Source organism: Pantoea sp. RIT413 (genome assembly GCF_003057675.2).
Lineage (GTDB): Bacteria > Pseudomonadota > Gammaproteobacteria > Enterobacterales > Enterobacteriaceae > Pantoea > Pantoea eucrina.
On sequence record NZ_QBJB02000011.1, the window covers coordinates 88252 to 112195 of the forward strand.

The window sequence follows — 23944 nt, forward strand, 5'->3', positions numbered from 1 at the left end:
CCATCAGCTCTCGCCGGGATCGATATCCAGCGTCCATTTTACTTTGCGTGCAGCGGGCAATGTGCTCAGCAGCGGCAGCGAACTGCTTAATAACTGCTGCAGGCGTTTGCGTGACGGATGCTGCAGCAGCAGCTGCCAGCGCCACCGACCGCTGCGTTTTGGCGCCAGCGCCGGCACCGGGCCCATCAGCCAGGTGGCTTCATCTTTCAGCGGGCTCGCCTCCAGCAGATTACGCAGCTGGACGAGAAAAGCGGCAGCCTGCTGATTATCCATATCTTCGGCACGAAATAGCGCGTGGCTGGTCCAGGGCGGCAGCTGCACCGACTGGCGTTCAAGCAGCGCCTGGTCAGCAAAGGCGAAGTAGCCGCGATGCAGCAGCGTCTGCAGCAACGGATGCTCCGGATGGTGCGTCTGCAGCAGTACTTCACCCTGTTTGCCGGCGCGTCCGGCGCGACCTGCAACCTGGGTATAGAGCTGCGCGAAACGTTCTGCGGCACGAAAATCAGCCGAGAAGAGCGCGCCGTCAACGTCCAGCAGCGACACCAGCGTAACATCAGGAAAATGATGGCCTTTTGCCAGCATCTGCGTGCCCACCAGAATACGCGCGCCGCCGCGATGCACATCCGCCAGATGCTGCTCCAGCGCACCTTTACGGCTGGTAGTATCACGATCGATGCGCGAAACCGGCACGTCCGGAAACAGCGTGCCCAGCTGCTGCTCCAGCTGTTCTGTGCCTACGCCAACCGGCATCAGATGGGTAGAACCGCAGCCGGGACACTGCAGCGGCAGCGGACGCTGGCTGTCGCAATGGTGGCAGCGCAGCTGGCGGTGATGCTGGTGCAGCGTGTAGTAGCTGTCGCAGCGCTGGCATTCCGCCAGCCAGCCGCAGTCGTGGCACATCAGCGCCGGTGAAAAGCCGCGCCGGTTCAGAAACAGCAGCACCTGATTATCCGCCTGCAGGTGCTGGCGCATTTTACTGAGCAGCGCCGGCGCCAGACCACCCTTAAGCGGCTGTCCTTTCAGATCGATCAGCTGCTGCAAAGCGGGCTTTGCATTACCGGCGCGCTGGGTGAGATTAAGCTGCCGGTATTTGCCGACGCGCACGTTATGCAGCGTCTCCAGCGCGGGCGTGGCCGAACCCATGACAATCGGGATGTTCTCTTCATGTGCACGAAACACCGCCAGATCGCGGGCCTGATAACGCCAGCCCTCCTGCTGTTTATAGGAGCTGTCATGCTCTTCATCAATAATGATTACGCCAGGCCGCGCCAGCGGGGTGAACAGCGCAGAGCGCGTACCAATAATAATCGCGCTTTCGCCGCGCCGGGCGCGCAGCCAGACCGCCAGCCTTTCGCTGTCATTCAGCGCAGAGTGCAGCACATCAATCGGGGCATCAAAACGTTCCCGGAAGCGCGCAATGGTCTGCGGCGTGAGGCCAATCTCCGGCACCAGCACCAGTGCCTGCATGCCGCGTGACAGAATGTTTTCCAGGATAGTGAGATAGACCTCGGTTTTACCGGAGCCGGTGATCCCGGCCAGCAGCCACGGAACGTAGCGATCGTCTTCCGCCCGGATAGCCCCGACGGCCATGGCCTGATCGGTATTGAGCCGCAGACGCTCGCCTTTAATGGCAAAATGCGTCCGCCAGTCCGCGGCAGATGGCGCATGCTCGCGCAGCTCGCACAGCCCTTTGGCTCTGAGCGCCTGCAGAGCGGCGTCGTTAAAGCTCTGTTCGTTTACCTGATGACGATAGAGCGGTTGCTGACGCAGCGCGGCCAGCGCCTGCTGCTGCTTTGGTGCACGCTTCAGACTTTCCGGCGCCACTTCCCGTCCGGCCTCCGTGATCGCCCACTGCCACAGCGGCGCTTCCTGTGCCGGTTTCCCCTGGCGGAGCAGAACCGGTAACGCATGACTCAGCACTTCCCCGACGGGTGAATGATAGTAACCGGCCGCCCAGTTGAGGATGCGCCACAGCGCGGGCGAAAACAGACTGCTGTCATCCAGCACGGCTTCTATCGGTTTCAGCTGCTTCAGCGGCAGATCGCTGCTTTCGGTCACGCCGGTCACAATGCCAGTCAGCTTACGGTTGCCAAAAGGCACGCTGACGCGACTGCCGGTTGCCGGCTGCGCAGCGTCAGCAGGGAGCAGATAATCAAACAGGCGCGGTAGCGGGACGGGCAGGGCAACCTTTACGACGGACATTGCGATCTCTATCCAGTTCTGTAATCAGGGACGGTAGTGTACACGCTGGGGCCGCAGGCGTGTATGGCTGAGCAATGTTTGCCTCGGGCGGTTAAATTCTGTATACTATGCCGCCTCTGGTGAGATAGCTCGTCAGAGATACATATAATGTTCAACCGCGTGTGGTGCTGTGCAGGTTCGCCTGGCATGGAGAGCGACACGGCCTTTTATGAGGTTTTCCCATGAAACAAGGTATTCACCCGAAGTACGAAGCAGTGACCATCACTTGCTCTTGCGGTAACGTGATCAACACCCGTTCTACCATGAACCACGACCTGAACCTGGACGTGTGCGGCAAATGCCACCCGTTCTACACTGGTAAGCAGCGTGTTGTTGACACCGGCGGCCGCGTTGATCGCTTCAACAAGCGTTTCAGCATTCCGGGCAGCAAAAAATAAGATTTGTTTGCCGCCGGGTTATCCCGGATGCAAAAGAAAACCCAGCCTCGGCTGGGTTTTTTTATACCAGAATTTAATATTCCCAGCTATCCGGGTCGATGCCCATCTCGCGCATAATCTGCTTCGCTTCTTCCGGGATCTCATCGCTGCGCTCTTTGCGCAGGTCAACGTCGTCGGGCAGAGGCTGACCGGTAAACGCGTGCAAAAAAGCTTCACACAGCAGCTCACTGTTCGTGGCGTGACGCAGATTGTTCACCTGACGACGTGTACGCTCATCGGTTAAAATTTTAAGCACTTTCAGCGGGATAGAAACCGTTATTTTTTTAACCTGCTCGCTTTTTTTACCGTGCTCAGCGTACGGGCTGATATATTCGCCGTTCCATTCAGCCATGAGTTACCTTAATTAATAAAAGTGTTATAGGGGATGATCCGTGGATTATGCCCGATTTTTGCGTGCCTGACCGCCTGCGCCGTGGATTTTGTGCTTCAGCGCCGCGTTAATGAAGCGCATGCGCTGCTCAGCAGGCAATAACCTATAATTTTAGCGGTTATTCGCTCTGCGCTCAATCTATACGCAAAGACATTTAGATGTCCAGATGTATTGACGTCTGTTAGCGGAATGTTATCCTGTGGGCACTTTACCCCTCTTCAGGAACAGCAGAGCCCATGACGCGCAAACAGGCAACCATCGCAGTACGCAGCGGTTTGAATGATGACGAGCAGTATGGCTGCGTAGTCCCGCCGATCCATCTCTCCAGCACCTATAATTTTCTCGACTTTAATGAGCCGCGCGCCCACGACTATTCGCGCCGTGGCAATCCGACGCGCGATGTGGTGCAGCGCGCGCTGGCCGAGCTGGAGGGCGGGGCGGGTGCCGTACTGACAAATACCGGCATGTCTGCGATTCACCTGGTGACCACTGTATTCCTGAAGCCCGGCGATCTGCTGATCGCACCCCACGACTGCTATGGCGGCAGCTACCGCCTGTTTGACAGCCTCAGCAAGCGCGGTGCTTACCGTGTGAAGTTTGTCGACCAGGGTGACAGCGCAGCGCTGGCCGCAGCGCTGGCCGAAAAGCCAAAACTGGTGCTGGTGGAAAGCCCGAGCAATCCTCTGCTGCGCGTAGTGGATATTGCGGCAATCTGTCAGGCGGCGCGCGCGGCGGGTGCCGTCAGCGTGGTGGATAACACCTTCCTGAGCCCGGCGCTGCAAAATCCGCTCGCCCTCGGGGCCGACCTGGTGATCCACTCCTGTACAAAATATCTCAACGGCCACTCTGACGTGGTGGCCGGGACGGTGATTGCAAAAGATCCGGCCGTTGCCACCGAGCTTGCCTGGTGGGCCAATAACATCGGCGTGACCGGCGCGGCGTTTGACAGCTATCTGCTGCTGCGCGGTCTGCGGACGCTGGCACCCCGCATGGCAGCGGCCCAGCGCAACGCGCTGGCGATAGTGGACTATCTGAAGCAGCAGCCGCTGGTGAAGAAGCTGTATCATCCTTCTCTGCCGGAAAATGCCGGTCATGAATATGCGCGACGTCAGCAACGCGGCTTTGGCGCCATGTTAAGCTTTGAGCTGGATGCAGATGAAGCGCGGCTGCGTCGTTTTCTGAAAGCGCTGCAGCTGTTTACGCTGGCGGAGTCGCTGGGCGGAGTAGAGAGCCTGATTTCACATACGGCCACCATGACACATGCCGGCATGTCTGCGGAAGCACGCGCAGCCGCCGGCATCTCTGAAACACTGCTGCGGGTCTCCGTCGGCATTGAAGATCACGAAGATTTAATTGCCGATTTGGATAACGCCTTCCGAATCGCAGCCGGGGAGTAATCATGACCAGTACAGCAGGCGCGGGAACGCCGACGAAGCAGCTGCATAAATTTGGTGGCAGCAGCCTGGCGGATGCCAGCTGCTACCAGCGCGTAGCGGCCATTATGGCTGATTACAGTCAGCCAGGCGATCTCATGGTGGTCTCTGCTGCAGGCAGCACCACGAATCAGCTGATCGGCTGGCTGAAGCTGAGCCAGAGCGATCGCCTCTCGGCGCACCAGGTGCAGCAGACGCTTCGCCGCTACCACAGCGAGCTGATTGCTGCGCTGCTGCCAGCGGAGGCGGCCGACCGGCTGACTACCCTTTTTATCCGCGATCTGGAGCGCCTGGCGGCGCTACTGGATGGCGCGATAACTGAAGCGGTATATGCAGAAGTGGTCGGGCATGGCGAAATCTGGTCGGCGCGGCTGATGGCTGCGGTACTGAGTCAGCGCGATGTTGACGCCGCCTGGCTGGACGCACGTGATTTTCTGCGGGCGGAGCGCGCGGCTCAGCCGCAGGTGGATGAGGGAAAATCCTGGCCGCTGCTGCAGGCGCTGCTGGCGCAGCATCCGCATAAGCGTCTGGTCGTCACCGGTTTTATCAGTCGTAATGAGGCAGGTGAAACCGTGCTGCTGGGGCGCAACGGTTCTGACTATTCCGCTACCCAGATCGGGGCGCTCGCGGGTGCGGGGCGCGTGACCATCTGGAGCGATGTGGCTGGCGTCTATAGCGCCGATCCACGCAAAGTTTCCGATGCCTGCCTGCTGCCGCTGCTGCGGCTGGATGAAGCCAGCGAGCTGGCGCGACTGGCGGCGCCGGTACTCCATACCCGTACGTTGCAGCCGGTCTCCAGCAGCGATATCGATTTACAGCTGCGCTGCAGCTATCAGCCTGAGCAGGGTTCAACCCGTATTGAGCGCGTGCTGGCCTCCGGCACCGGCGCGCGTATTGTCACCAGTCACGACGATGTCTGTCTGGTGGAGATCCAGCTTGCTGAAGGTCACGATTTTGCTACGCAGCAAAAAGAGATCGATCAGCTGCTGAAGCGCGCCCAGCTGCGTCCGCTGGCAAGCGGCCTGCATCCCGATCGTCGCCTGCTGCAGCTCTGCTATACCGCGGAAGTGGTTAACAGTGCCTTTACGCTGCTGCAGGATGCGGCGCTGCCGGGCCATCTGCAGCTGCGCGATGGCATGGCGCTGGTGGCGCTGGTGGGAGCTGGCGTAACGCGCAATCCGCTGCACAGCCACCGTTTCTGGCAGCAGATTAAAGATCAGCCGGTTGAGTTTGTCTGGCAGTCAGAAGAGCATATCAGCCTGGTCGCGGTGCTGCGCACAGGACCGACCCGCCATCTGATTCAGGGACTGCATCAGTCGCTGTTTCGCGCAGAAAAACGTATCGGCCTGATGCTGTTCGGAAAGGGCAATATCGGCGCGCGCTGGCTGGAGCTGTTCGCCCGCGAGCAGGAAACGCTCTCCGCCCGTACCGGCTTTGAGTTTGTGCTGGCTGGCGTGGCTGACAGTCGTCGCAGCCTGCTGAGTTACGAAGGGCTGGATGCCAGCCGCACGCTGGCTTTTTTCGACGATGAAGCGCAGGCGCTGGATGAGGAGTCGCTGTTTCTGTGGATGCGCGCGCATCCGTTTGATGACCTGGTGGTGCTTGACGTAACCGCCAGCGCGCCGCTGGCGCAGCAGTATCTCGATTTTGCCAGTCACGGTTTTCACGTGATCAGCGCAAATAAAGTGGCTGGCGCATCAGACAGCCAGAGCTGGCGTCAGATCCGCGATGCCTTCGCCAAAACCGGGCGCCACTGGCTTTATAACGCGACGGTCGGTGCCGGTTTGCCGGTTAACCACACGGTACGCGACCTGCGCGAAAGTGGCGACTCAATACTCTCCATCAGCGGAATTTTCTCCGGCACGCTGTCGTGGCTGTTTTTGCAGTTTGACGGCAGCGTTCCCTTCAGCGAGCTGGTGGATCAGGCGTGGCAGCAGGGGCTGACTGAACCCGATCCGCGCGTCGATCTCTCCGGGCAGGATGTGAAGCGCAAGCTGGTGATCCTGGCGCGTGAGGCGGGCTACGATATCGAGCCGGATCAGGTGCGGGTAGAGTCGCTGGTACCAGTCGACTGTGAGGCGGAATCGGTTGATCACTTTTTTGAAAACGCAGACGAGCTGAATAACCAGATGCTGCAGCGCTACGAAGCGGCGCAGGAGCTGGGCCTGGTGCTGCGTTATGTGGCGCGCTTTGATGCCAGCGGTAAAGCCCGCGTCGGCGTGGAAGCGGTGCGGCCTGAACATCCGCTGGCAGCGCTGCTGCCGTGCGATAACGTCTTTGCCATTGAGAGCCGCTGGTACCGCGATAATCCGCTGGTGATCCGCGGACCCGGTGCCGGACGTGATGTTACCGCGGGTGCGCTGCAGTCGGATCTGAACCGTCTCGCCCAGCTGCTTTAATCCGGACTGCTGCAGAGAGAATAAAAAAGGAGCCTGAGGCTCCTTTTTTTGTATCGGCTAACCGGTGTTGCGCATGCCGGCGGCCACGCCGGCGATGGTTACCATCAGCGCCTGCTCAACCCGCGCGTCCGGTTCGTCACCGCGTACTTCCTGCGCACGGGCGCGCAGCAGCAGCTCTGCCTGCAGCACGTTCAGGGGATCGGTATACACGTTGCGCAGCGCAATGGATTCGGCAATCCACGGCTGATCCGCCATCAGATGCGCATCATTTGCAATGGTCAGCACCGCTTTAATATCCGCTTCCAGCTGGTCGCGCAGCTGTTTACCCAGCGGCCAGAGCGCTTTATCAACCAGGCGCTGATCGTAATACTCGGCCAGCCACAGGTCAGCTTTGGAGAAGACCATCTCCAGCATCCCGAGGCGGGTTGAGAAGAACGGCCAGTCGCGGCACATCGTTTCCAGCTGATCCTGATGACCTTCATCCATCGCTTTCTGCAGCGCCGCACCGGCGCCGAGCCAGGCTGGCAGCATCAGACGGTTTTGCGTCCAGGCAAAAATCCACGGAATGGCGCGCAGGGATTCAACGCCACCGGTCGGACGACGTTTAGCCGGACGTGAGCCCAGCGGCAGTTTGCCCAGCTCCTGCTCCGGTGTGGCAGAGCGGAAGTAGGGAACAAAGTCAGCATTTTCACGGACGTAGCCGCGATACATGGCGCAGGAGTGCGCAGAAAGACCGTTCATGATCTCCCGCCACTCCTGTTCAGGCTCCGGCGGCGGCATCAGGTTCGCTTCCAGAATGGCCCCGGTATAGAGCGAGAGGCTGGCGATGGTGACTTCCGGCAAGCCATATTTAAAGCGGATCATTTCGCCCTGTTCTGTCACGCGCAGGCCACCTTTAAGACTGCCCGGCGGCTGAGAGAGCAGTGCAGCGTGCGCAGGCGCGCCGCCACGGCCAATGGAGCCGCCTCGCCCGTGGAACAGCGTCAGGGTAATGCCCGCTTTTTCACAGGTTTTAATCAGCGCGTCCTGCGCCTGATACTGTGCCCAGCTGGCCGCCATCACGCCGGCATCTTTTGCCGAGTCGGAATAGCCAATCATTACCATCTGTTTGCCGTTGATAAAGCCGCGATACCAGTCGATATTCAGCAGCTGCGTCATAACATCATTGGCGTTGTTCAGGTCATCCAGCGTTTCAAACAGTGGCGCGACCGGCATAGCGTACGGAATGCCCGCCTCTTTCAGCAGCAGATGAACCGCCAGCACGTCAGAAGGCGTTTTCGCCATAGAGATCACGTAGGCCGCGATGGAACCCTGCGGCGCTTCGGCGGCGACTTTACAGGTTTCCAGCACTTCGCGCGTGTTGTCGCCCGGCTCCCACTGGCGCGGCAGCAGCGGACGTTTTGAATTGAGTTCGCGGATCAGAAACGCCTGTTTGTCCGCTTCTGACCAGCTTTCGTAGTCGCCGAGGCCGAGATAGCGCGTAACTTCCGCAATCGCTTCGGTATGACGGGTGCTCTCCTGGCGGATGTCGATGCGCACCAGCGGAACGCCAAAGCATTTTACCCGGCGCAGCGTGTCCAGCAGCTGGCCATTAGCGATAATGCTCATACCACACTGCTGCAGCGACTGATAAATAGCAAACAGCGGCTGCCAGAGCTGCTCATTGGAGACCAGCAGATCGGTCGGGCGCGGCAGGCGTTCGCCTTTCAGGCGCTGCTCCAGATATGCCTGCGTGTTCATCAGCTGGCTGCGCATGCGTTTCAGGATCATGCGGTAAGGTTCAATCGCGTCCGGATCGCCGCACATTACGCGCACTTCGTCGCTACACTCCGACATCGACAGCTCAGAGATCAGCACCCCTACATCGCGCAGGAAGAGGTCGGCTGCTTTCCAGCGGCTCAGCTGCATAACGTGGCGGGTAATAGGTGCGGTCACGTTCGGATTGCCGTCACGATCGCCGCCCATCCACGACGTGAATTTAATCGGCACAAAATCCACCGGCAGCTGAATGCCAAACGTCTCTTCAACCTGCTCATTCAGTTCACGCAGAAACGCGGGAACGCCCTCCCACAGGCTATTTTCCACGACAGCGAAGCCCCATTTCGCTTCATCGACCGGGGTAGGGCGATATTTACGGATCTCATCCGTATGCCACGCCTGGGCTACCAGCTGGCGCAGACGGCGCATCACCTGATTGCGCTCATAGTCGGTAATATCAGCGTGGTCGAGCTGCTCCAGGCAGCTGTTCACTTCGCCGAGCTTGTGGATCAGGGTGCGGCGGGTAATTTCAGTCGGGTGTGCGGTCAGGACCAGCTCCAGCGACAGCTCTTCAATCGCCTGACGGATAGCCATTTCGCTGAGATCGTTATGCTGCTTCAGGCGCTCAAACGTCTTTTTCAGCAGCTCCGGATGGTTAGCGCCATCGCCGCTGCGTGAAATGGTCTGATACTGTTCAGCCACGTTAGTAAGGTTAAGAAACTGACTAAAGGCGCGGGCCACCGGCAGCAGCTCATCGTTAGAAAGGTTCTGCAGCGTTGACAGCAGCTCCCGGCGATGAGAGTCATTGCCTGCACGGGATGACTTAGAGAGTTTGCGGATGGTTTCCACCCGATCGAGAATGTTCTCTCCCAGTGCATCCTTTATCGTATCCCCGAGCAGTTTGCCGAGCATACTGACATTACTTCGCATTGCGGAATATTGTTCGTTCATTTGACCCTGACACCCTTATCGTCTTTTAACCCCTCTGGACCCAACCAGCGGGTATAACATCATCTTTTATCTAGCCACGATTTGTGAACTCCGTCAATTAGCCTGAACTGACGAAAACAGGCAGCTAACGTGCGGAAAGTGATAAGTTTTATCGGGGATAGAGAGAGATAAGTTATTCTTATCAGCAAACACCGGATAATGACGGGGCATTTTGCTGATTAAACAGTGAAATGCCCCGCAGATTATCTATCAGTGACAAAAATGCTGCACAACCTGCGTGATCAGGGCGTGAGTTGGCTTAATAAATGCGGTATCGATAAATTCATCCGGCTGATGCGCCTGCTCGATTGAACCTGGTCCCAGCACCAGCGTCGGGCAGATCTGCTGAATAAACGGCGCTTCGGTACAGTAGTTGACCACTTCCGTCGGCACGCCCAGCAGCTTCTCCACCACCGTAACCAGTTCATGATCGGCCGGACACTCATAACCCGGAATAGGCGGATGCAGTTCGCCTACGGTCAGGCGGCCAGGCCAGCGGGCGCTCACCGGTGCCAGCGCTTCATTCAGCAAGCCATCCAGATCGTTCAGGCTCAGGCCCGGCAGCGGCCGGATATCCATATGCAGTTCGCAACAGGCGCAGATGCGGTTAGCCGCGTCACCACCATGAATATGACCAAAGTTCATAGTCGGATAAGGAATGGCAAAGCCATCATGGTGATAGCGCTCTTTCAGGGTATGGCGCAGCTTCATCAGTTCTGTAATAGAGGCGTGCATCAGCTCAATCGCATTCACGCCGCGCGCCGGATCGCTGGAGTGGCCTGACTGGCCCTCAATGCGGATAGCGTGTGAAAGGTGGCCTTTGTGGGCGCGCACCGGTTTGAGCGAGGTAGGCTCACCGATAATGGCGCAGTCGGGGCGCAGCCGGGCTGACTCAGAGAAATATTTGGCACCTGCCATCGTGGTCTCTTCGTCAGCGGTCGCCAGCACATAGAGCGGTTTTTTAAGCGTAGTGACGTCAACATCGCGCAGCGCATCGAGAATAAAGGCGAAGAAGCCTTTCATATCTGCCGTGCCCAGCCCGTAAAGTTTATTGTCATGTTCAGTCAGGACAAACGGATCGCGTGTCCAGCGTCCGTCATCAAAGGGTACGGTGTCAGTATGACCCGCCAGCAGCAGTCCGCCTGCGCCTTCACCGCTGCGCGCCAGCAGGTTGAACTTATGTCGCGTGCCCGGCACCGGCTGAACTTCAACGCTGAAGCCCAGATCGCGGAACCAGCCCGCCAGCAAATTGATTAAACTTTCGTTGCTCTGGTCAAGCGCGCTGTCGGTTGCGCTGATTGACGGTGAGGCGATCAACTGGCGGTAGAGTTCGATAAAAGGTGGAATTTTTGACTTCACTGTTGACGGTCCTTAGGTTAGGATGTATCAATATTCATGCACTAATAGTGAATAAAAATACATTAACGTCGTCTGCATGTGAACTGAAAAAGTGCAAACGGCATCGTGGGCAACGGGGCACGGCCGCGACCCGATACGTTGACTGTAAAAAGGTATACAGCCTGATGTTGAATACGCTGATCGTTGGTGCCAGTGGTTATGCTGGCGTAGAGCTTGCCACTTACCTGAATCGCCATCCGCATATGAACATAACCGCTTTAGCGGTTTCAGCGCAAAGCCCGGATGCCGGAAAATTGCTCTCCGATCTCCATCCGCAGCTGAAAGGTATCGTGGATCTGCCGCTGCAGCCGCTGAGCGATCCGGCGGCGTGGGCAGAGAAAGTAGATGTGGTGTTCCTCGCGACGGCGCATGAAGTCAGCCACGATCTGGCACCTGAATTTCTGAAAGCAGGCTGCGTGGTCTTCGATCTCTCAGGCGCCTTCCGGGTCAACGATGAGGCGTTCTACACCCGCTATTATGGCTTCAGTCATCAGCATCAGGCGTGGCTGGATAACGCGGTATATGGTCTGGCCGAATGGAATCACGAACGTATTAAAGAGGCCCAGCTGGTGGCCGTGCCTGGGTGCTATCCCACCGCAGCGCAGCTGGCGCTGAAGCCGCTGCTCAAAGCGGATCTGCTGAATGACGCGCAGTGGCCGGTAATCAATGCCACCAGCGGCGTCAGCGGAGCCGGGCGTAAAGCCAGCGTCGCGACCAGCTTTTGCGAAGTGAGCCTGCAGCCCTACGGCCTGTTTAACCACCGTCATCATCCGGAAATAGTTGCCCATCTTGGCGCGCCGGTTATTTTTACCCCGCATCTGGGTAATTTTCCCCGCGGTATTCTCGCAACCATCACCTGCCGTCTGAAAGCGGGCATTACGCAGCAGGATGTGACCGATGCGTTTTATGCGGCCTATCACGACAAGCCGCTGGTGCGCCTCTATGACAACGGCGTACCGGCGCTGAAAGCGGTAGTGGGCCTGCCGTTCTGCGATATCGGTTTTGCCGTACAGGATGAGCATCTGATTGTAGTCGCGGCAGAAGATAACCTGCTGAAAGGCGCGTCATCACAGGCGATTCAGTGTCTGAATATTCGTTTCGGTTTCCCTGAAACGCTCTCTCTGATTTAACGGACGGATAACGTAACCATGAGCAATCCACTGATCATTAAACTGGGCGGCGTACTGCTGGATAGCGAAGAAGCACTGGCCCGGCTGTTTGATGCGCTGCTGGCGTACCGCAATGAACATCAGCGTCCGCTGGTGATTGTGCACGGCGGCGGCTGTCTGGTCGACGAACTGATGAAAAAGCTCGCGCTGCCGGTGAAAAAGAAAGATGGCCTGCGCGTTACACCCGCCGATCAAATCGACATTATTACCGGCGCGCTGGCGGGCACTGCGAATAAAACGCTGCTGGCGTGGGCAACCCGTTACGGCATTAATGCTGTCGGGCTGTGTCTGGGCGATGCCGGACTGGTCAGCGTCGCGCAGTTTGATGAAGAGCTGGGGCATGTCGGGCAGGCCACGCCGGGCAACCCTGCGCTGCTGAATACGCTGCTGAATGCAGGCTATATGCCGGTTATCAGCTCAATTGGCATCACTGCCGGCGGAGCGCTGATGAATGTGAATGCCGATCAGGCAGCGACGGCGCTGGCAGCCACTATCGGAGCCGATCTGGTGCTGCTCTCTGACGTCAGCGGCATTCTCGACGGCAAAGGCCAGCGCATCGCTGAAATGACCGCAGCGAAAGCGGAACAGCTGATTGCGCAGGGCATTATTACCGACGGTATGATTGTTAAAGTCAATGCTGCGCTGGATGCGGCACGCACGCTGGGCCGTCCGGTCGATATCGCCAGCTGGCGCCATGCTGAGCAGCTGCCCGACCTTTTCAACGGCGTGTCGATTGGCACCCGGATTCTCGCATAATCAAGGATTAAGACATGAGCACGCAAAACATTAAAAAAATCGTTCTGGCCTACTCAGGCGGCCTCGATACCTCAGCCATCATTCCATGGCTGAAAGAGAACTACGGCGGCTGCGAAGTTGTGGCGTTTGTCGCCAATATTGGTCAGGACCCGGCCGACCTGGAAGGCGTTGAGAAAAAAGCGCTGCAGTCGGGCGCATCTGAATGTCACGTAGTAGATCTGCGTGAAGAGTTCATCAGCGATTACGTCTATCCGGTGCTGCAGACCGGTGCCCTGTATGAAGGCACCTATCTGCTGGGCACGTCAATGGCGCGTCCTATCATTGCTAAAGCGCAGGTTGAACTGGCGCTGAAAGTGGGTGCTGACGCGCTGTGCCACGGCGCAACCGGTAAAGGCAACGACCAGGTGCGTTTCGAAACCACCTATACCGCGCTGGCACCACAGCTTAAAGTTGTTGCGCCATGGCGCGAGTGGGATCTGCGTTCGCGTGAGGCGCTGCTCGACTATCTGAAAGAGCGCAATATCCCGACGACCGCGTCGCTGGAGAAGATCTACAGCCGCGATGAGAACGCGTGGCATATCTCCACCGAAGGTGGCGTGCTGGAAAGTCCGTGGAATGCACCGAATAAAGATTGCTGGGTATGGACCGTGGATCCGCTTGAAGCGCCGGACCAGCCGGAAAATGTCACCGTGACCGTTGAAAAAGGCTGCGTGGTTGCCGTAAACGGCGAGCAGCTGAGCCCGTTCCAGTGCCTGGAAAAACTCAACGTACTGGGTGCTAAACATGGCGTTGGCCGGATCGATATCGTGGAAAACCGTCTGGTTGGCATCAAATCACGCGGCTGCTATGAAACCCCTGGCGGTACCATCATGGTAAATGCGCTGCGTGCGGTTGAGCAGCTGGTTCTGGATCGCGACAGCTTCAAATGGCGTGAGCAGCTGGGCCAGGAGATGTCTTACGTGGTTTACGATGGTCGCTGGTTCGCGCCGCTGCGCCAGTCTATTCAGGCGGCGGCGGCATCGCTGGCTGAAGAGGTCAACGGCGAAGTGGTTCTGCAGCTTTACAAAGGTCAGGCTACGGCGATTCAGAAGAAATCGGCTAACAGCCTCTACTCAGAAGAGTTCGCCACCTTTGGTGAAGATGAGGTGTATGACCATCGTCACGCGGGCGGCTTTATTCGCCTGTTCTCCCTCTCTTCGCGCATTCGTGCGCTGAACGAGCAGAAGAAGTAAGCACGCGGCAGCAGTTATATAAGGGCGGCTCAGGCCGCCTTTTTCAACACGATTTCAGGAGCAAGCAGATGGCACTTTGGGGCGGACGGTTCTCGCAGGCAGCAGACCAGCGGTTTAAACAGTTTAATGATTCACTGCGTTTTGATTACCGCCTGGCGGAGCAGGACATTACCGGCTCTGTGGCGTGGTCAAAAGCGCTGGTAACCGTGAACGTTTTAACCTCAACGGAACAGCAGCAGCTTGAAGCGGCGCTGAACGAGCTGCTGGCGGACGTACGCGCGAATCCGTCACAGATCCTGGAAAGCGATGCAGAAGATATTCACAGCTGGGTCGAGGGCAAGCTGATCGATAAGGTCGGGGCGCTGGGTAAAAAGCTGCATACCGGACGCAGCCGTAACGATCAGGTTGCCACCGATCTGAAGCTCTGGTGCAAAGAGCAGGTTGCCCTGCTGCTGGACGCGACGCGTCAGCTGCAGAGCGCGCTGGTGGCGACGGCAGAAGCGAATCAGGATGCCGTCATGCCGGGCTATACGCATCTGCAGCGCGCGCAGCCGGTTACATTCGCCCACTGGTGTCTGGCGTATACCGAAATGCTGGCGCGCGATGAGAGCCGTCTGCAGGATACGCTGAAGCGGCTGGATGTCAGCCCGCTGGGCTGTGGTGCGCTGGCCGGTACCGCTTATGAGATTGACCGCGAGCAGCTGGCAGGCTGGCTCGGTTTTGCTTCGGCAACGCGTAACAGCCTGGATACCGTATCCGATCGCGATCATGTGCTGGAGCTGCTCTCCGACGCGTCAATTGGCATGGTGCATCTGTCGCGCTTTGCAGAAGACCTGATTTTCTTTAACACGGGCGAGGCGGGCTTCGTCGAGCTGTCTGATAAAGTCACCTCAGGTTCATCGCTGATGCCGCAGAAGAAAAACCCGGATGCGCTGGAGCTGATTCGCGGTAAATGCGGCCGTGTCCAGGGCGCACTGACCGGCATGATGATGACGCTGAAAGGCCTGCCGCTGGCCTACAACAAAGATATGCAGGAAGATAAAGAAGGGCTGTTTGACGCGCTGGATACCTGGCTCGACTGTCTGCACATGTCAGTGCTGGTTCTGGATGGTATTCAGGTTAAACGTCCGCGTTGTCAGGAAGCGGCTGAACAGGGCTACGCCAATGCCACTGAGCTGGCAGACTATCTGGTCGCGAAAGGCGTGCCGTTCCGCGAGGCGCATCATATTGTGGGAGAAGCGGTCGTCGCGGCTATCCAGCAGGGTGTGGCGCTGGAAGCGCTGAGTCTGGCTCAGCTGAAGCAGTTCAGTGACGTCATCGAAGAGGATGTCTATCCGGTGCTTTCGCTGCAGTCCTGCCTCGACAAGCGTAACGCGCGCGGTGGTGTTGCGCCGCAGCAGGTAGCCCAGGCGATTCGCGAAGCACAGGCGCGTCTGCAATAGCCGCTCCCGGACGCTGGCCGGTTTGATACGCCATAAAAAAAGCGGGCTTTATAAAAAGCCCGCCAACCTCTGGCTTCGGAATTGCATATTTTTATAGGCACATCATCAGCGTACCGGCACTCCCCGCCAGCACAGTGATTGGGTTCAGCAAAACAGATTTGCTGCGTAAAAAGCGTTTTTTGTAAAAGCGTTCAGCCCCGGCACATGTTCAGCAAATAAATAAATTTCTCTACAAATGCATGGGCTTAAATCAGTGAGCGCTATTATTCCCGTGCATAGCTTGATAGGGCCAATCGTTCGTTGCTATTCTATCTATCGCCACGGGCTATCGTGGTTTGGAGGATATTAATGAACATTCGCGATCTCGAGTATCTGGTTTCACTTGCGGAACACCGCCATTTCCGTCGCGCTGCTGATGCCTGTCATGTCAGTCAGCCGACTCTGAGCGGACAGATCCGCAAGCTGGAAGATGAACTGGGCGTCATGCTGCTGGAACGTACCAGCCGTAAAGTGCTGTTCACCCAGGCAGGATTACTGCTGGTTGATCAGGCGCGAACCGTACTGCGTGAGGTTAAGGTGCTGAAAGAGATGGCCAGCCAGCAGGGTGAAGCGATGTCCGGACCGCTGCATATCGGACTGATCCCCACGACCGGCCCCTATCTGCTGCCCAATATTATTCCTATGCTGCATCAGACTTTCCCGAAGCTGGAGATGTATCTGCATGAAGCACAGACTCAGCAGCTGCTGGCACAGCTCGACAGCGGGAAACTTGACTGCGCTATTCTGGCGCTGGTTAAAGAGAGTGAAGCCTTTATTGAAGTGCCGCTGTTTGATGAGCCCATGAAGCTGGCGATCTACAAAGATCACCCGTGGCACGATCGCGATCGCGTGCCGATGTCCGATCTGGCGGGTGAAAAACTGCTGATGCTGGAAGATGGTCACTGCCTGCGCGACCAGGCGATGGGCTTCTGCTTTGAGGCGGGTGCGGACGAAGATACCCATTTTCGCGCCACCAGCCTGGAAACGCTGCGTAATATGGTGGCGGCCGGCAGCGGCATTACGCTACTGCCTTCACTGGCGGTGCCTAAAGAGCGCGTGCGCGATGGTGTCTGCTATCTGCCCTGTTATAAACCGGTACCGCAACGCACTATCGCGCTGGTTTACCGGCCAGGTTCGCCTCTGCGCAGCCGCTATGAGCAGCTGGCAGAAGCAATCAAAACCCATATGCAGGGCCATTTTGACGCCGCGTTAAAACAGGCGGTTTAATCCGTTCAGCGCGGCTACACGATAGGCTTCAGCCATGGTGGGGTAGTTAAAGGTGGTATTCACGAAGTACTCAATCGTGTTACCGCCGTTTTTCTGCTCCATAATGGCCTGCCCGATGTGAATAATCTCCGCCGCGCGCTCACCAAAGCAGTGGATCCCCAGAATCTCTTTTGTCTCGCGGTGAAACAGGATTTTCAGGCTGCCGACGTGCATGCCAACAATCTGCGCGCGTGCCAGATGCTTAAACTGCGCACGACCTACTTCATAAGGTACTTTCATCGCGGTCAGCTGCTGCTCTGTTTTTCCGACTGAACTGATTTCAGGGATGGTATAGATACCGGTCGGGATATCTTCGATCAGATGCGCACTCGCTTCACCTTTGATGATCGCCTGAGCGGCAATGCGTCCCTGATCGTAAGCGGCGGAAGCCAGACTCGGATAGCCAATCACATCGCCCACGGCATAAATGTGCGGCTGCGCGGTCTGATACATGCTGTTAACTTTCAGCAGGCCGCGTCCATCGGCTTCCAGCCCCACGTTCTCCAGCGAAAGCGAGTCGGTATTCCCGGTGCGGCCGTTCGCATATAGCAGACAATCCGCTTTGACTTTTTTGCCGGACTTCAGGTGCATGATCACGCCATCGCTGACGCCTTCAATCTTCTCAAACTCTTCGTTGTGACGGATCACCACACCGCTGTTCCAGAAGTGGTAAGAGAGAGAGTCGGACATCTCCTGATCGAGGAACGCCAGCAGACGATCGCGGGTGTTGATGAGATCGACCTTGACGTTAAGACCGCGGAAGATAGAGGCGTATTCGCAACCAATCACGCCGGCACCATAGATGATCACATGACCCGGTTCATGATGCAGGTTCAGGATAGAGTCGGAATCGTAGATGCGCGGGTGTGTAAAGTCGACGTCGGCCGGGTGATAGGGACGTGAGCCGCAGGCAATGACAAATTTTTCTGCCGTAAGCTGCTCGCGGGTGCCATCAGGCTGCTCCACCTCTATCGTGTTGGCATCAACAAAATGCGCGTCGCCCTGATAGAGTTCACAGCGGTTACGCTCATAAAAGCCCTGGCGCATGGCAGTCTGCTGACTGATAACATTTTCGGTGTGGTTAAGGATGTCAGCGAACGAGGAGCGGAGAAGACGGGTATGATCGCTGTAGAGCGGGTTCTGATTGAATTCAATGATGCGGCTGACGGCATGACGCAGCGCTTTGGAAGGGATGGTTCCCCAGTGTGTACAACCGCCGCCAATGTTGTGGTAGCGTTCGATCACTGCGATGCGCGCTCCCTGCTTGACCAGCCCCATCGCCGCACCTTCGCCGCCCGGACCGGAGCCAATTACAATGGCATCGTAATCGTAAGACTTTTGCATACCAGTACGTCCTATTCTTCTATACATTTTTACAACGAGATTCTAACATCTCGCCGCGCACATCTGAATTCTAACAGTGAAAAATGCAGAAGTTTGACATTCAGTGAGGTTAACAGGCGGTGACAAAGTTTGCCCGGCTGTACGCTGAAAAGTTTGTTATAGTGAGCGCCTGATTACTCACAAGGCCGCAAAAATGGGCGTTCGGGCGCAACAAAAAGAACGTACAAGACGTTCGCTGATTGAAGCTGCATTCAGTCAGCTTAGTGCAGAAAGGAGTTTTGCCAGCCTGAGTTTACGCGAAGTGGCACGTGAAGCCGGCATTGCCCCAACCTCATTCTATCGTCACTTTCGCGATGTGGATGAGCTTGGACTGACCATGGTTGATGAGAGCGGGCTGATGCTGCGCCAGCTGATGCGCCAGGCGCGCCAGCGTATCGCGAAAGGCGGCAGCATCATTAAAACGTCGGTGGCAACCTTTATGGAGTTCATCGGCAACAACCCGAATGCGTTTCGGCTTCTGCTGCGCGAACGTTCCGGCACGTCAGCCGCCTTCCGCGCTGCTGTTGCACGTGAGATCCAGCATTTTATCGCAGAACTGGCTGACTACCTTGAGCTGGAAAGCCGTATGCCGCGCAGCTTTACCGAAGCACAGGCTGAGGCGATGGTGACCATTGTTTTTAGCGCCGGCGCTGAAGCGCTGGATGTCGACTCTGACCAGCGGCGTAAGCTGGAAGAGCGGCTGGTACTGCAGCTGCGTATGATCGCCAAAGGCGCCTACTACTGGTATCGCCGGGAACAAGAGCGGCTGGCCGTGACCCTGGAAATCCCTGAAAAATAACGTGATAAGGATAATGAAATGATTGAGCAGCATCCTCGTGATAAAGGAACGTTATTACTCTCTTTTATCACTGGTTTAGCAATCAACGGCTCCTTTTCGGCGCTGTTCAGTAGCTTTGTGCCGTTTTCCATTTTTCCGCTGATAGCGCTTGGGCTGTCAGCATGGTGCCTGCACCAGCGTTATCTCAATCGCAATATGCCGGACGGCATGCCGTCACTGGCCGCGGCATTTTTTCTGCTGGGCATTCTGGTTTATAGCGCCATGGTGCGCGCAGAATATCCGGATATCGGCTCGAACTTCATTCCTGTCATTCTGATGACGGGACTGGTGTTCTGGATTGGCACGCGCTTCCGCCGCGCCAGAAGCCGGCAGTAAAAAAAACGGGAACCTGCGGGTTCCCGTTTTTTTATGCTTTGCGCGTCAGCAATACGCCGCATTCCATATGGTGGGTGTACGGGAACTGATCGAACAGCGCCAGTCGCTCAATCTGATGCGTGCCTGACAGCGCGGCCAGATTGTCGCACAGAGTCTGCGGGTTACAGGAGATATACAGAATACGCGGATACGCCTGCACCATTTTTACCGTTTCATCATCCAGCCCGCTGCGTGGCGGATCGACAAAAATGGTCTCGCACTGATAGCTGCTGAGATCGATGCCTTCCAGCCGGTTAAAGCTGCGCACGCCGTTCATGGCCTGGGTAAACTCTTCCGCTGCCATACGAATAATCTGTACGTTATCGATCTGATTCACAGCGATATTGTACTGAGCCGACGCCACCGAGGGCTTGGCTATCTCTGTGGCCAGTACGCGGCGGAAATTGCGCGCCAGCGCCAGCGAAAAGTTACCGTTACCGCAGTAAAGCTCCAGCAGGTCGCCACGCGACTGCTGCGTAACATCCAGCGCCCACTCCAGCATCTGAATGTTCATGGCGGCATTAGGCTGGGTAAAGCTGTTTTCCACCTGGCGGTAAATCAGCTCTTTGCCCGCCACCGGCAGACGCTCATCCACGTAGTCGCGATCCAGACAGATTTTGGTTTTGGTCGCGCGTCCAATCAGCTGCACATCAAATCCTTCAGCGCGCAGCTGGTCACGCAGCGTGCTGGCGGCGGCATGCCACTCTTCTTCCAGTTTGCGATGATAAAGCAGGGAGATCACAATCTGGTTGCTCAGCGTGGAGAGATAATCGATCTGGAACAGCTTAAAGCGCAGCACCTGATTATCACGTATCGCTGCCATCAGTCTGGGCATCATCTGATTAATCAGCTCGCTGGCGGCTGGAAAGCTGTCCACGCGAATGCGCTGTTTGGTCGTCTGGTCGAAGATGATGTGATAGAGGTCGTCACCGTCGTGCCAGATGCGAAACTCTGCGCGCATACGGTAGTGACTGACCGGCGATCGGAACACCTCCACGTCAGGCGCGGTGAAAGGGGTCATCATCGTCTGTAAACGGCTGACTTTTTCAGCGAGTTGCGCGTCATACTGGTCAATCGGGAGCTGTTCGGGTGTCATCTTCAATCCTGGTAATAAGCCTGCTTGCCGGGCGATTGTAGGCATTCAACTGCTGATGTCCAGCCCAACCGAACGTCAGAAAGCGGGAGGGGTGGATCGGCGGCGGGCTTAACCGTAGACTGCGGCCGCCGGCCTCATTGAGTTAAAAGGGAATCCAGTGCAAATCTGGAGCTGACGCGCAGCGGTAAAAGAATGTCGTGGTGATCGCCCAGGCAGACACTGTCCTGACGGATGGGAAGTCTTCACCATTTATGGTTCTCAGCCCGAAGACCTGCCGGTGTATCGTCGCAAACGCTGAGATCATCGCGTGCTATCGATCTCAGGCCTGCGGCATCCGGCTCGATCCTTTGGATGCTATAACAATGAAAATAACCTCTGCTTCGCTGTTCGCCCTGAGTGCAACAGCGCTGTCGCTCTGGGCGCCCTCTGGCTATGCCCGGCAAAATGATAATACGCAACTTGTCACCGCTAACCGTTTTCAGCAGCCGGTCAGCAGCGTGCTGGCACCAGGTGAGGTGATCACGCGGGAAGATATCGATCGCTGGCAGGCTAAATCGCTGACGGATGTCATGCGGCGCCTGCCGGGCGTGGATATTGCGCAAAACGGTGGTCCGGGCCAGACCAGTTACATCTATATTCGCGGTGCGGAAGCGCGTCATACGCTGGTGCTGATTGATGGGATCCCGCTGGCGAAGTCGGGGATCACCGGCATCGCTGACTTTAGCCAGATTCCGCTGGCGTTGATTCAGCGTATTGAGCTGATCCGCGGACCACGCTCCGCCGTTTACGGCGCCGATGCCATTGGCGGCGTGGTGAACATCATTACTGAGAACAGTGAGCCAGGCGGGCAGATAACGGCGGGCCTCGGGTCGAATCGCTATCAGGAGTATGATGCGGCGCTGCGACACAAGGTGGGCGAGGATACGCTGGTAACCGTAGCGGGGGCCTTTCAGTCGACGCGCGGCTATAACATCCAGCCGCAGTCGGCGTACGCAGTGGATGGCGATCGGGACGGCTTTCGCAGTAAAACATTCTGGGCCGGTGTGAATCACCGTTTCAGCGACAGTTTATCCGCCTTCTTTCGCGGCTACGGCTACGGTAATAATAGTGCGTATGATGCAGGTTATCAGGACGGCAGTGATAAACGGCAGATCTATAATCATACCTATGAAGGCGGTATGAAGTTCAGTGAAGAGTGCTACTCTTCTGAACTGAGCTACAGCTACCAGCGCTATAAAGATTACAACTATGCCAGTACGCTCGGCCTCTATCGTCCGGGCACGTCGCTGGATGATATGAGCCAGCGCAATCTGCAGTGGGGTAACAGTGTTGCCATGGCGCATGGCACACTCAGCGCCGGCATCGACTGGCAGCAGCAGAAACTGGCGTCCAGCGATCGGTTCAGCGCTGACAACTACACGCGTAACAGCACCGGTTACTATCTGACCACGCAGCAGCAGTTCAATACGCTTACGCTGGAAGGTGCGCTGCGCGGTGACAATAACAACCAGTTTGGCTGGAACGGTACGTGGCAGGCAGCGGCGGGATGGGCGTTTATGCCCGATTATCGCCTCATCTTTTCGTATGGCACCGCTTTCCAGGCACCTACACTGGGGCAGATGTATGGGCAGAGCCGTCTGTTTATTGCATCCAATCCCGATCTCCGGGCTGAGAGGTCACATCAGATTGAAACCGGTCTCGAAGGACTCAGCGGTCCGGTCGAATGGCACCTCTACCTTTACCAGAATAAAATCAATAACCTGATCGACTACAGAGCTGACGAAAACTTTACTGGCACCTACTACAACGTACAGTCAGCGACGATTAAAGGCGTGGAGTGGAGCGGCAGTGCAGATACCGGTATTTTTACCCACCGTATCACGCTGCAATATATCGATCCGCGCCGCGATGACGATAATGAGGTGCTGGCACACCGTTCCCGCCAGCAATATAAGTATCAGCTGGACTGGACCGCACTGGATATCGACTTTGATCTCGCCTGGCAATATTTTGGTAAAAGCTACAACAACAATACCAACCAGTACGCAGCAACACAGCGTCGCATGCCGGGTTATAGCCTGGTTGATTTCTCAGCTGCGTATCCGGTCACGTCTCATCTGACAGTTCGTGGTAAAATTGCCAATCTGTTGGATAAGGATTATGAGACGGTTTATGGCTATCGCACCCCTGGACGAGAATACTACCTTAGCGCCAGCTACAGCTTCTGATCTCCGTCCCACCGTGCTGGTGTTTGATTCCGGCGTAGGTGGGCTCTCCGTCTATGATGAAGTCCGGCAGCTGCTGCCGGACCTGCACTATCTCTACGCTTTCGATAATGAAGGGTTTCCCTATGGCGAAAAAACGGAAACGTACATTGTTGAACGCGTAGTAGCAGTGGTCACGGCCATTACGCAGCGTTTTCCGCTCGCATTAGTCATCATTGCCTGTAACTCGGCCAGTACCGTCTCTTTACCTGCACTGCGCGAACGCTTTGCGTTTCCGGTCGTCGGCGTGGTGCCGGCAATTAAACCGGCGGCTCGCCTGACACGTAACGGAGTCGTCGGGCTGCTGGCAACGCGGGGAACGGTAAAGCGTCCTTATACCCATGAACTGGTGAAACAGTTTGCCCGGGAGTGCACCATTGAGATGCTGGGGTCTGCTGAGCTGGTGGAACTGGCAGAGGCGAAGCTGCATGGTGAACCGGTATCACTGAATGATGTTCGCCGGGCAGTGCAACCCTGGTTACGTATGAAAGAGCCGCCGGATACGGTCGTGCTGGGCTGCACGCACTTTCCACTGCTGCGCGATGAACTGCAGCAGGTTCTGCCGGATGGAACCCGGCTGGTTGATTCCGGTGCTGCTATAGCCAGGCGTACCGTCTGGCTGCTTGAGCACGAGGCGCCTGATGCGGCTTCTGCTGACAGCAACATCGCGTTTTGCACATCTATGGATGAAGAAGCGGTACAGTTATCCGGCGTTTTACAGCGTTATGGCTTTCCGCTGCTCGAAAAACTGGCAGTTTGAGGCGGTTTCGCTGAAAAAAACAACACTCAGAAAATAATTCAAAATTAGCACTTGTCAGCCCGGAAGAACTCCCTATAATGCGCCTCCACTGACACGGCACAACGGCTTACGAAGCGTCGCGTTAAGCAGGTGGCTTTTACAGCAACCTTCAGAAAAGCAAAAATAAATGCTTGACTGAAAATGCGGAAAGCGTAATATACGCATCCCGCGCCGCTTGAGAAATCGCGGCACTGCTCTTTAACAATTTATCAGACAATCTGTGTGGGCACTCGCAGGA

Annotated in this window: 18 protein-coding genes and 1 riboswitch; of the genes, 12 read left to right on the forward strand and 6 right to left on the reverse strand. The window is 56.8% G+C overall.

Features of this window, described 5'->3' with window-relative positions:
- Nucleotides 1-3 precede the first annotated feature (3 nt).
- Nucleotides 4-2202 carry a primosomal protein N' gene (priA, locus tag DBY66_RS13915; protein ID WP_039381185.1) on the reverse strand — a complete coding sequence of 733 codons (2199 nt, stop codon included), beginning with the start codon at nt 2200-2202 and terminating at the stop codon, nt 4-6.
- 221 nt (nt 2203-2423) lie between these two features.
- Here priA and rpmE point away from each other — a divergent pair, with 221 nt between their 5' ends.
- Nucleotides 2424-2639 carry a 50S ribosomal protein L31 gene (rpmE, locus tag DBY66_RS13920; RefSeq protein WP_039381182.1) on the forward strand — a complete coding sequence of 72 codons (216 nt, stop codon included), beginning with the start codon at nt 2424-2426 and terminating at the stop codon, nt 2637-2639.
- Nucleotides 2640-2712: 73 nt separating this feature from the next.
- Here the strand turns inward: rpmE and metJ are convergent, their stop codons facing one another.
- Nucleotides 2713-3030: a met regulon transcriptional regulator MetJ gene (gene metJ / locus DBY66_RS13925; protein WP_065648453.1), complete on the reverse strand. Its 318-nt coding sequence runs from the start codon at nt 3028-3030 to the stop codon at nt 2713-2715.
- Nucleotides 3031-3305: 275 nt separating this feature from the next.
- Between metJ and metB the strand changes: the two genes are divergently transcribed.
- Both metB and DBY66_RS13935 read left to right on the forward strand, forming a co-directional pair.
- Nucleotides 3306-4466, forward strand: coding sequence for a cystathionine gamma-synthase (metB, locus tag DBY66_RS13930; RefSeq protein WP_039381178.1), 1161 nt, complete (start codon nt 3306-3308; stop codon nt 4464-4466).
- A gap of 2 nt (nt 4467-4468) precedes the next feature.
- On the forward strand, nt 4469-6901 hold the full coding sequence (locus DBY66_RS13935; protein ID WP_039381176.1) for a bifunctional aspartate kinase/homoserine dehydrogenase II: 2433 nt from the start codon (nt 4469-4471) through the stop codon (nt 6899-6901).
- 57 nt (nt 6902-6958) lie between these two features.
- Here the strand turns inward: DBY66_RS13935 and ppc are convergent, their stop codons facing one another.
- Nucleotides 6959-9610 (reverse strand): phosphoenolpyruvate carboxylase, encoded by a 2652-nt coding sequence (gene ppc, locus DBY66_RS13940; RefSeq protein ID WP_094111625.1) that lies wholly within the window; start codon nt 9608-9610, stop codon nt 6959-6961.
- A 249-nt stretch (nt 9611-9859) separates the two neighbouring features.
- Nucleotides 9860-11008 (reverse strand): acetylornithine deacetylase, encoded by a 1149-nt coding sequence (argE, locus tag DBY66_RS13945; protein ID WP_039381171.1) that lies wholly within the window; start codon nt 11006-11008, stop codon nt 9860-9862.
- 164 nt (nt 11009-11172) lie between these two features.
- On the opposite strand from argE, the gene argC reads away from it, so the two are divergent.
- The 5 genes from argC to oxyR all read left to right on the forward strand — a co-directional run bounded on the left by argC (nt 11173) and on the right by oxyR (nt 16912).
- Nucleotides 11173-12177 (forward strand): N-acetyl-gamma-glutamyl-phosphate reductase, encoded by a 1005-nt coding sequence (gene argC / locus DBY66_RS13950; protein ID WP_039381168.1) that lies wholly within the window; start codon nt 11173-11175, stop codon nt 12175-12177.
- Nucleotides 12178-12195: 18 nt separating this feature from the next.
- On the forward strand, nt 12196-12972 hold the full coding sequence (gene argB / locus DBY66_RS13955; protein ID WP_039381166.1) for an acetylglutamate kinase: 777 nt from the start codon (nt 12196-12198) through the stop codon (nt 12970-12972).
- A gap of 14 nt (nt 12973-12986) precedes the next feature.
- Nucleotides 12987-14204, forward strand: coding sequence for an argininosuccinate synthase (locus tag DBY66_RS13960; protein WP_039381164.1), 1218 nt, complete (start codon nt 12987-12989; stop codon nt 14202-14204).
- A gap of 68 nt (nt 14205-14272) precedes the next feature.
- Nucleotides 14273-15646, forward strand: a complete 1374-nt coding sequence (gene argH, locus DBY66_RS13965; protein ID WP_039381161.1) for an argininosuccinate lyase — start codon at nt 14273-14275, stop codon at nt 15644-15646.
- A 348-nt stretch (nt 15647-15994) separates the two neighbouring features.
- On the forward strand, nt 15995-16912 hold the full coding sequence (gene oxyR, locus DBY66_RS13970; RefSeq protein ID WP_039381159.1) for a DNA-binding transcriptional regulator OxyR: 918 nt from the start codon (nt 15995-15997) through the stop codon (nt 16910-16912).
- Here the strand turns inward: oxyR and sthA are convergent.
- Nucleotides 16895-18295 (reverse strand): Si-specific NAD(P)(+) transhydrogenase, encoded by a 1401-nt coding sequence (sthA, locus tag DBY66_RS13975; RefSeq protein WP_039381156.1) that lies wholly within the window; start codon nt 18293-18295, stop codon nt 16895-16897. The two genes, oxyR and sthA, sit on opposite strands and share 18 nt — an antisense overlap.
- Before the next feature lie 193 nt (nt 18296-18488).
- Between sthA and fabR the strand changes: the two genes are divergently transcribed.
- Both fabR and DBY66_RS13985 read left to right on the forward strand, forming a co-directional pair.
- Nucleotides 18489-19133, forward strand: coding sequence for an HTH-type transcriptional repressor FabR (gene fabR, locus DBY66_RS13980; RefSeq protein ID WP_039381154.1), 645 nt, complete (start codon nt 18489-18491; stop codon nt 19131-19133).
- An 18-nt stretch (nt 19134-19151) separates the two neighbouring features.
- Complete coding sequence (locus tag DBY66_RS13985; RefSeq protein WP_039381151.1) at nt 19152-19508, forward strand: YijD family membrane protein; 357 nt, start codon at nt 19152-19154, stop codon at nt 19506-19508.
- A 31-nt stretch (nt 19509-19539) separates the two neighbouring features.
- On the opposite strand, the gene trmA is transcribed toward DBY66_RS13985, so the two are convergent.
- On the reverse strand, nt 19540-20643 hold the full coding sequence (gene trmA, locus DBY66_RS13990) for a tRNA (uridine(54)-C5)-methyltransferase TrmA (RefSeq protein WP_108570136.1): 1104 nt from the start codon (nt 20641-20643) through the stop codon (nt 19540-19542).
- A gap of 112 nt (nt 20644-20755) precedes the next feature.
- Nucleotides 20756-20937: riboswitch (cobalamin riboswitch) on the forward strand.
- A gap of 68 nt (nt 20938-21005) precedes the next feature.
- On the opposite strand from trmA, the gene btuB reads away from it, so the two are divergent.
- Together btuB and murI are read left to right on the forward strand one after the other, a co-directional pair.
- Nucleotides 21006-22871 carry a TonB-dependent vitamin B12 receptor BtuB gene (btuB, locus tag DBY66_RS13995; RefSeq protein ID WP_108570135.1) on the forward strand — a complete coding sequence of 622 codons (1866 nt, stop codon included), beginning with the start codon at nt 21006-21008 and terminating at the stop codon, nt 22869-22871.
- Nucleotides 22816-23667: a glutamate racemase gene (gene murI / locus DBY66_RS14000; protein WP_039381143.1), complete on the forward strand. Its 852-nt coding sequence runs from the start codon at nt 22816-22818 to the stop codon at nt 23665-23667. The genes btuB and murI overlap by 56 nt, the downstream gene beginning before the upstream one ends.
- The last annotated feature ends 277 nt before the right edge of the window (nt 23668-23944 follow it).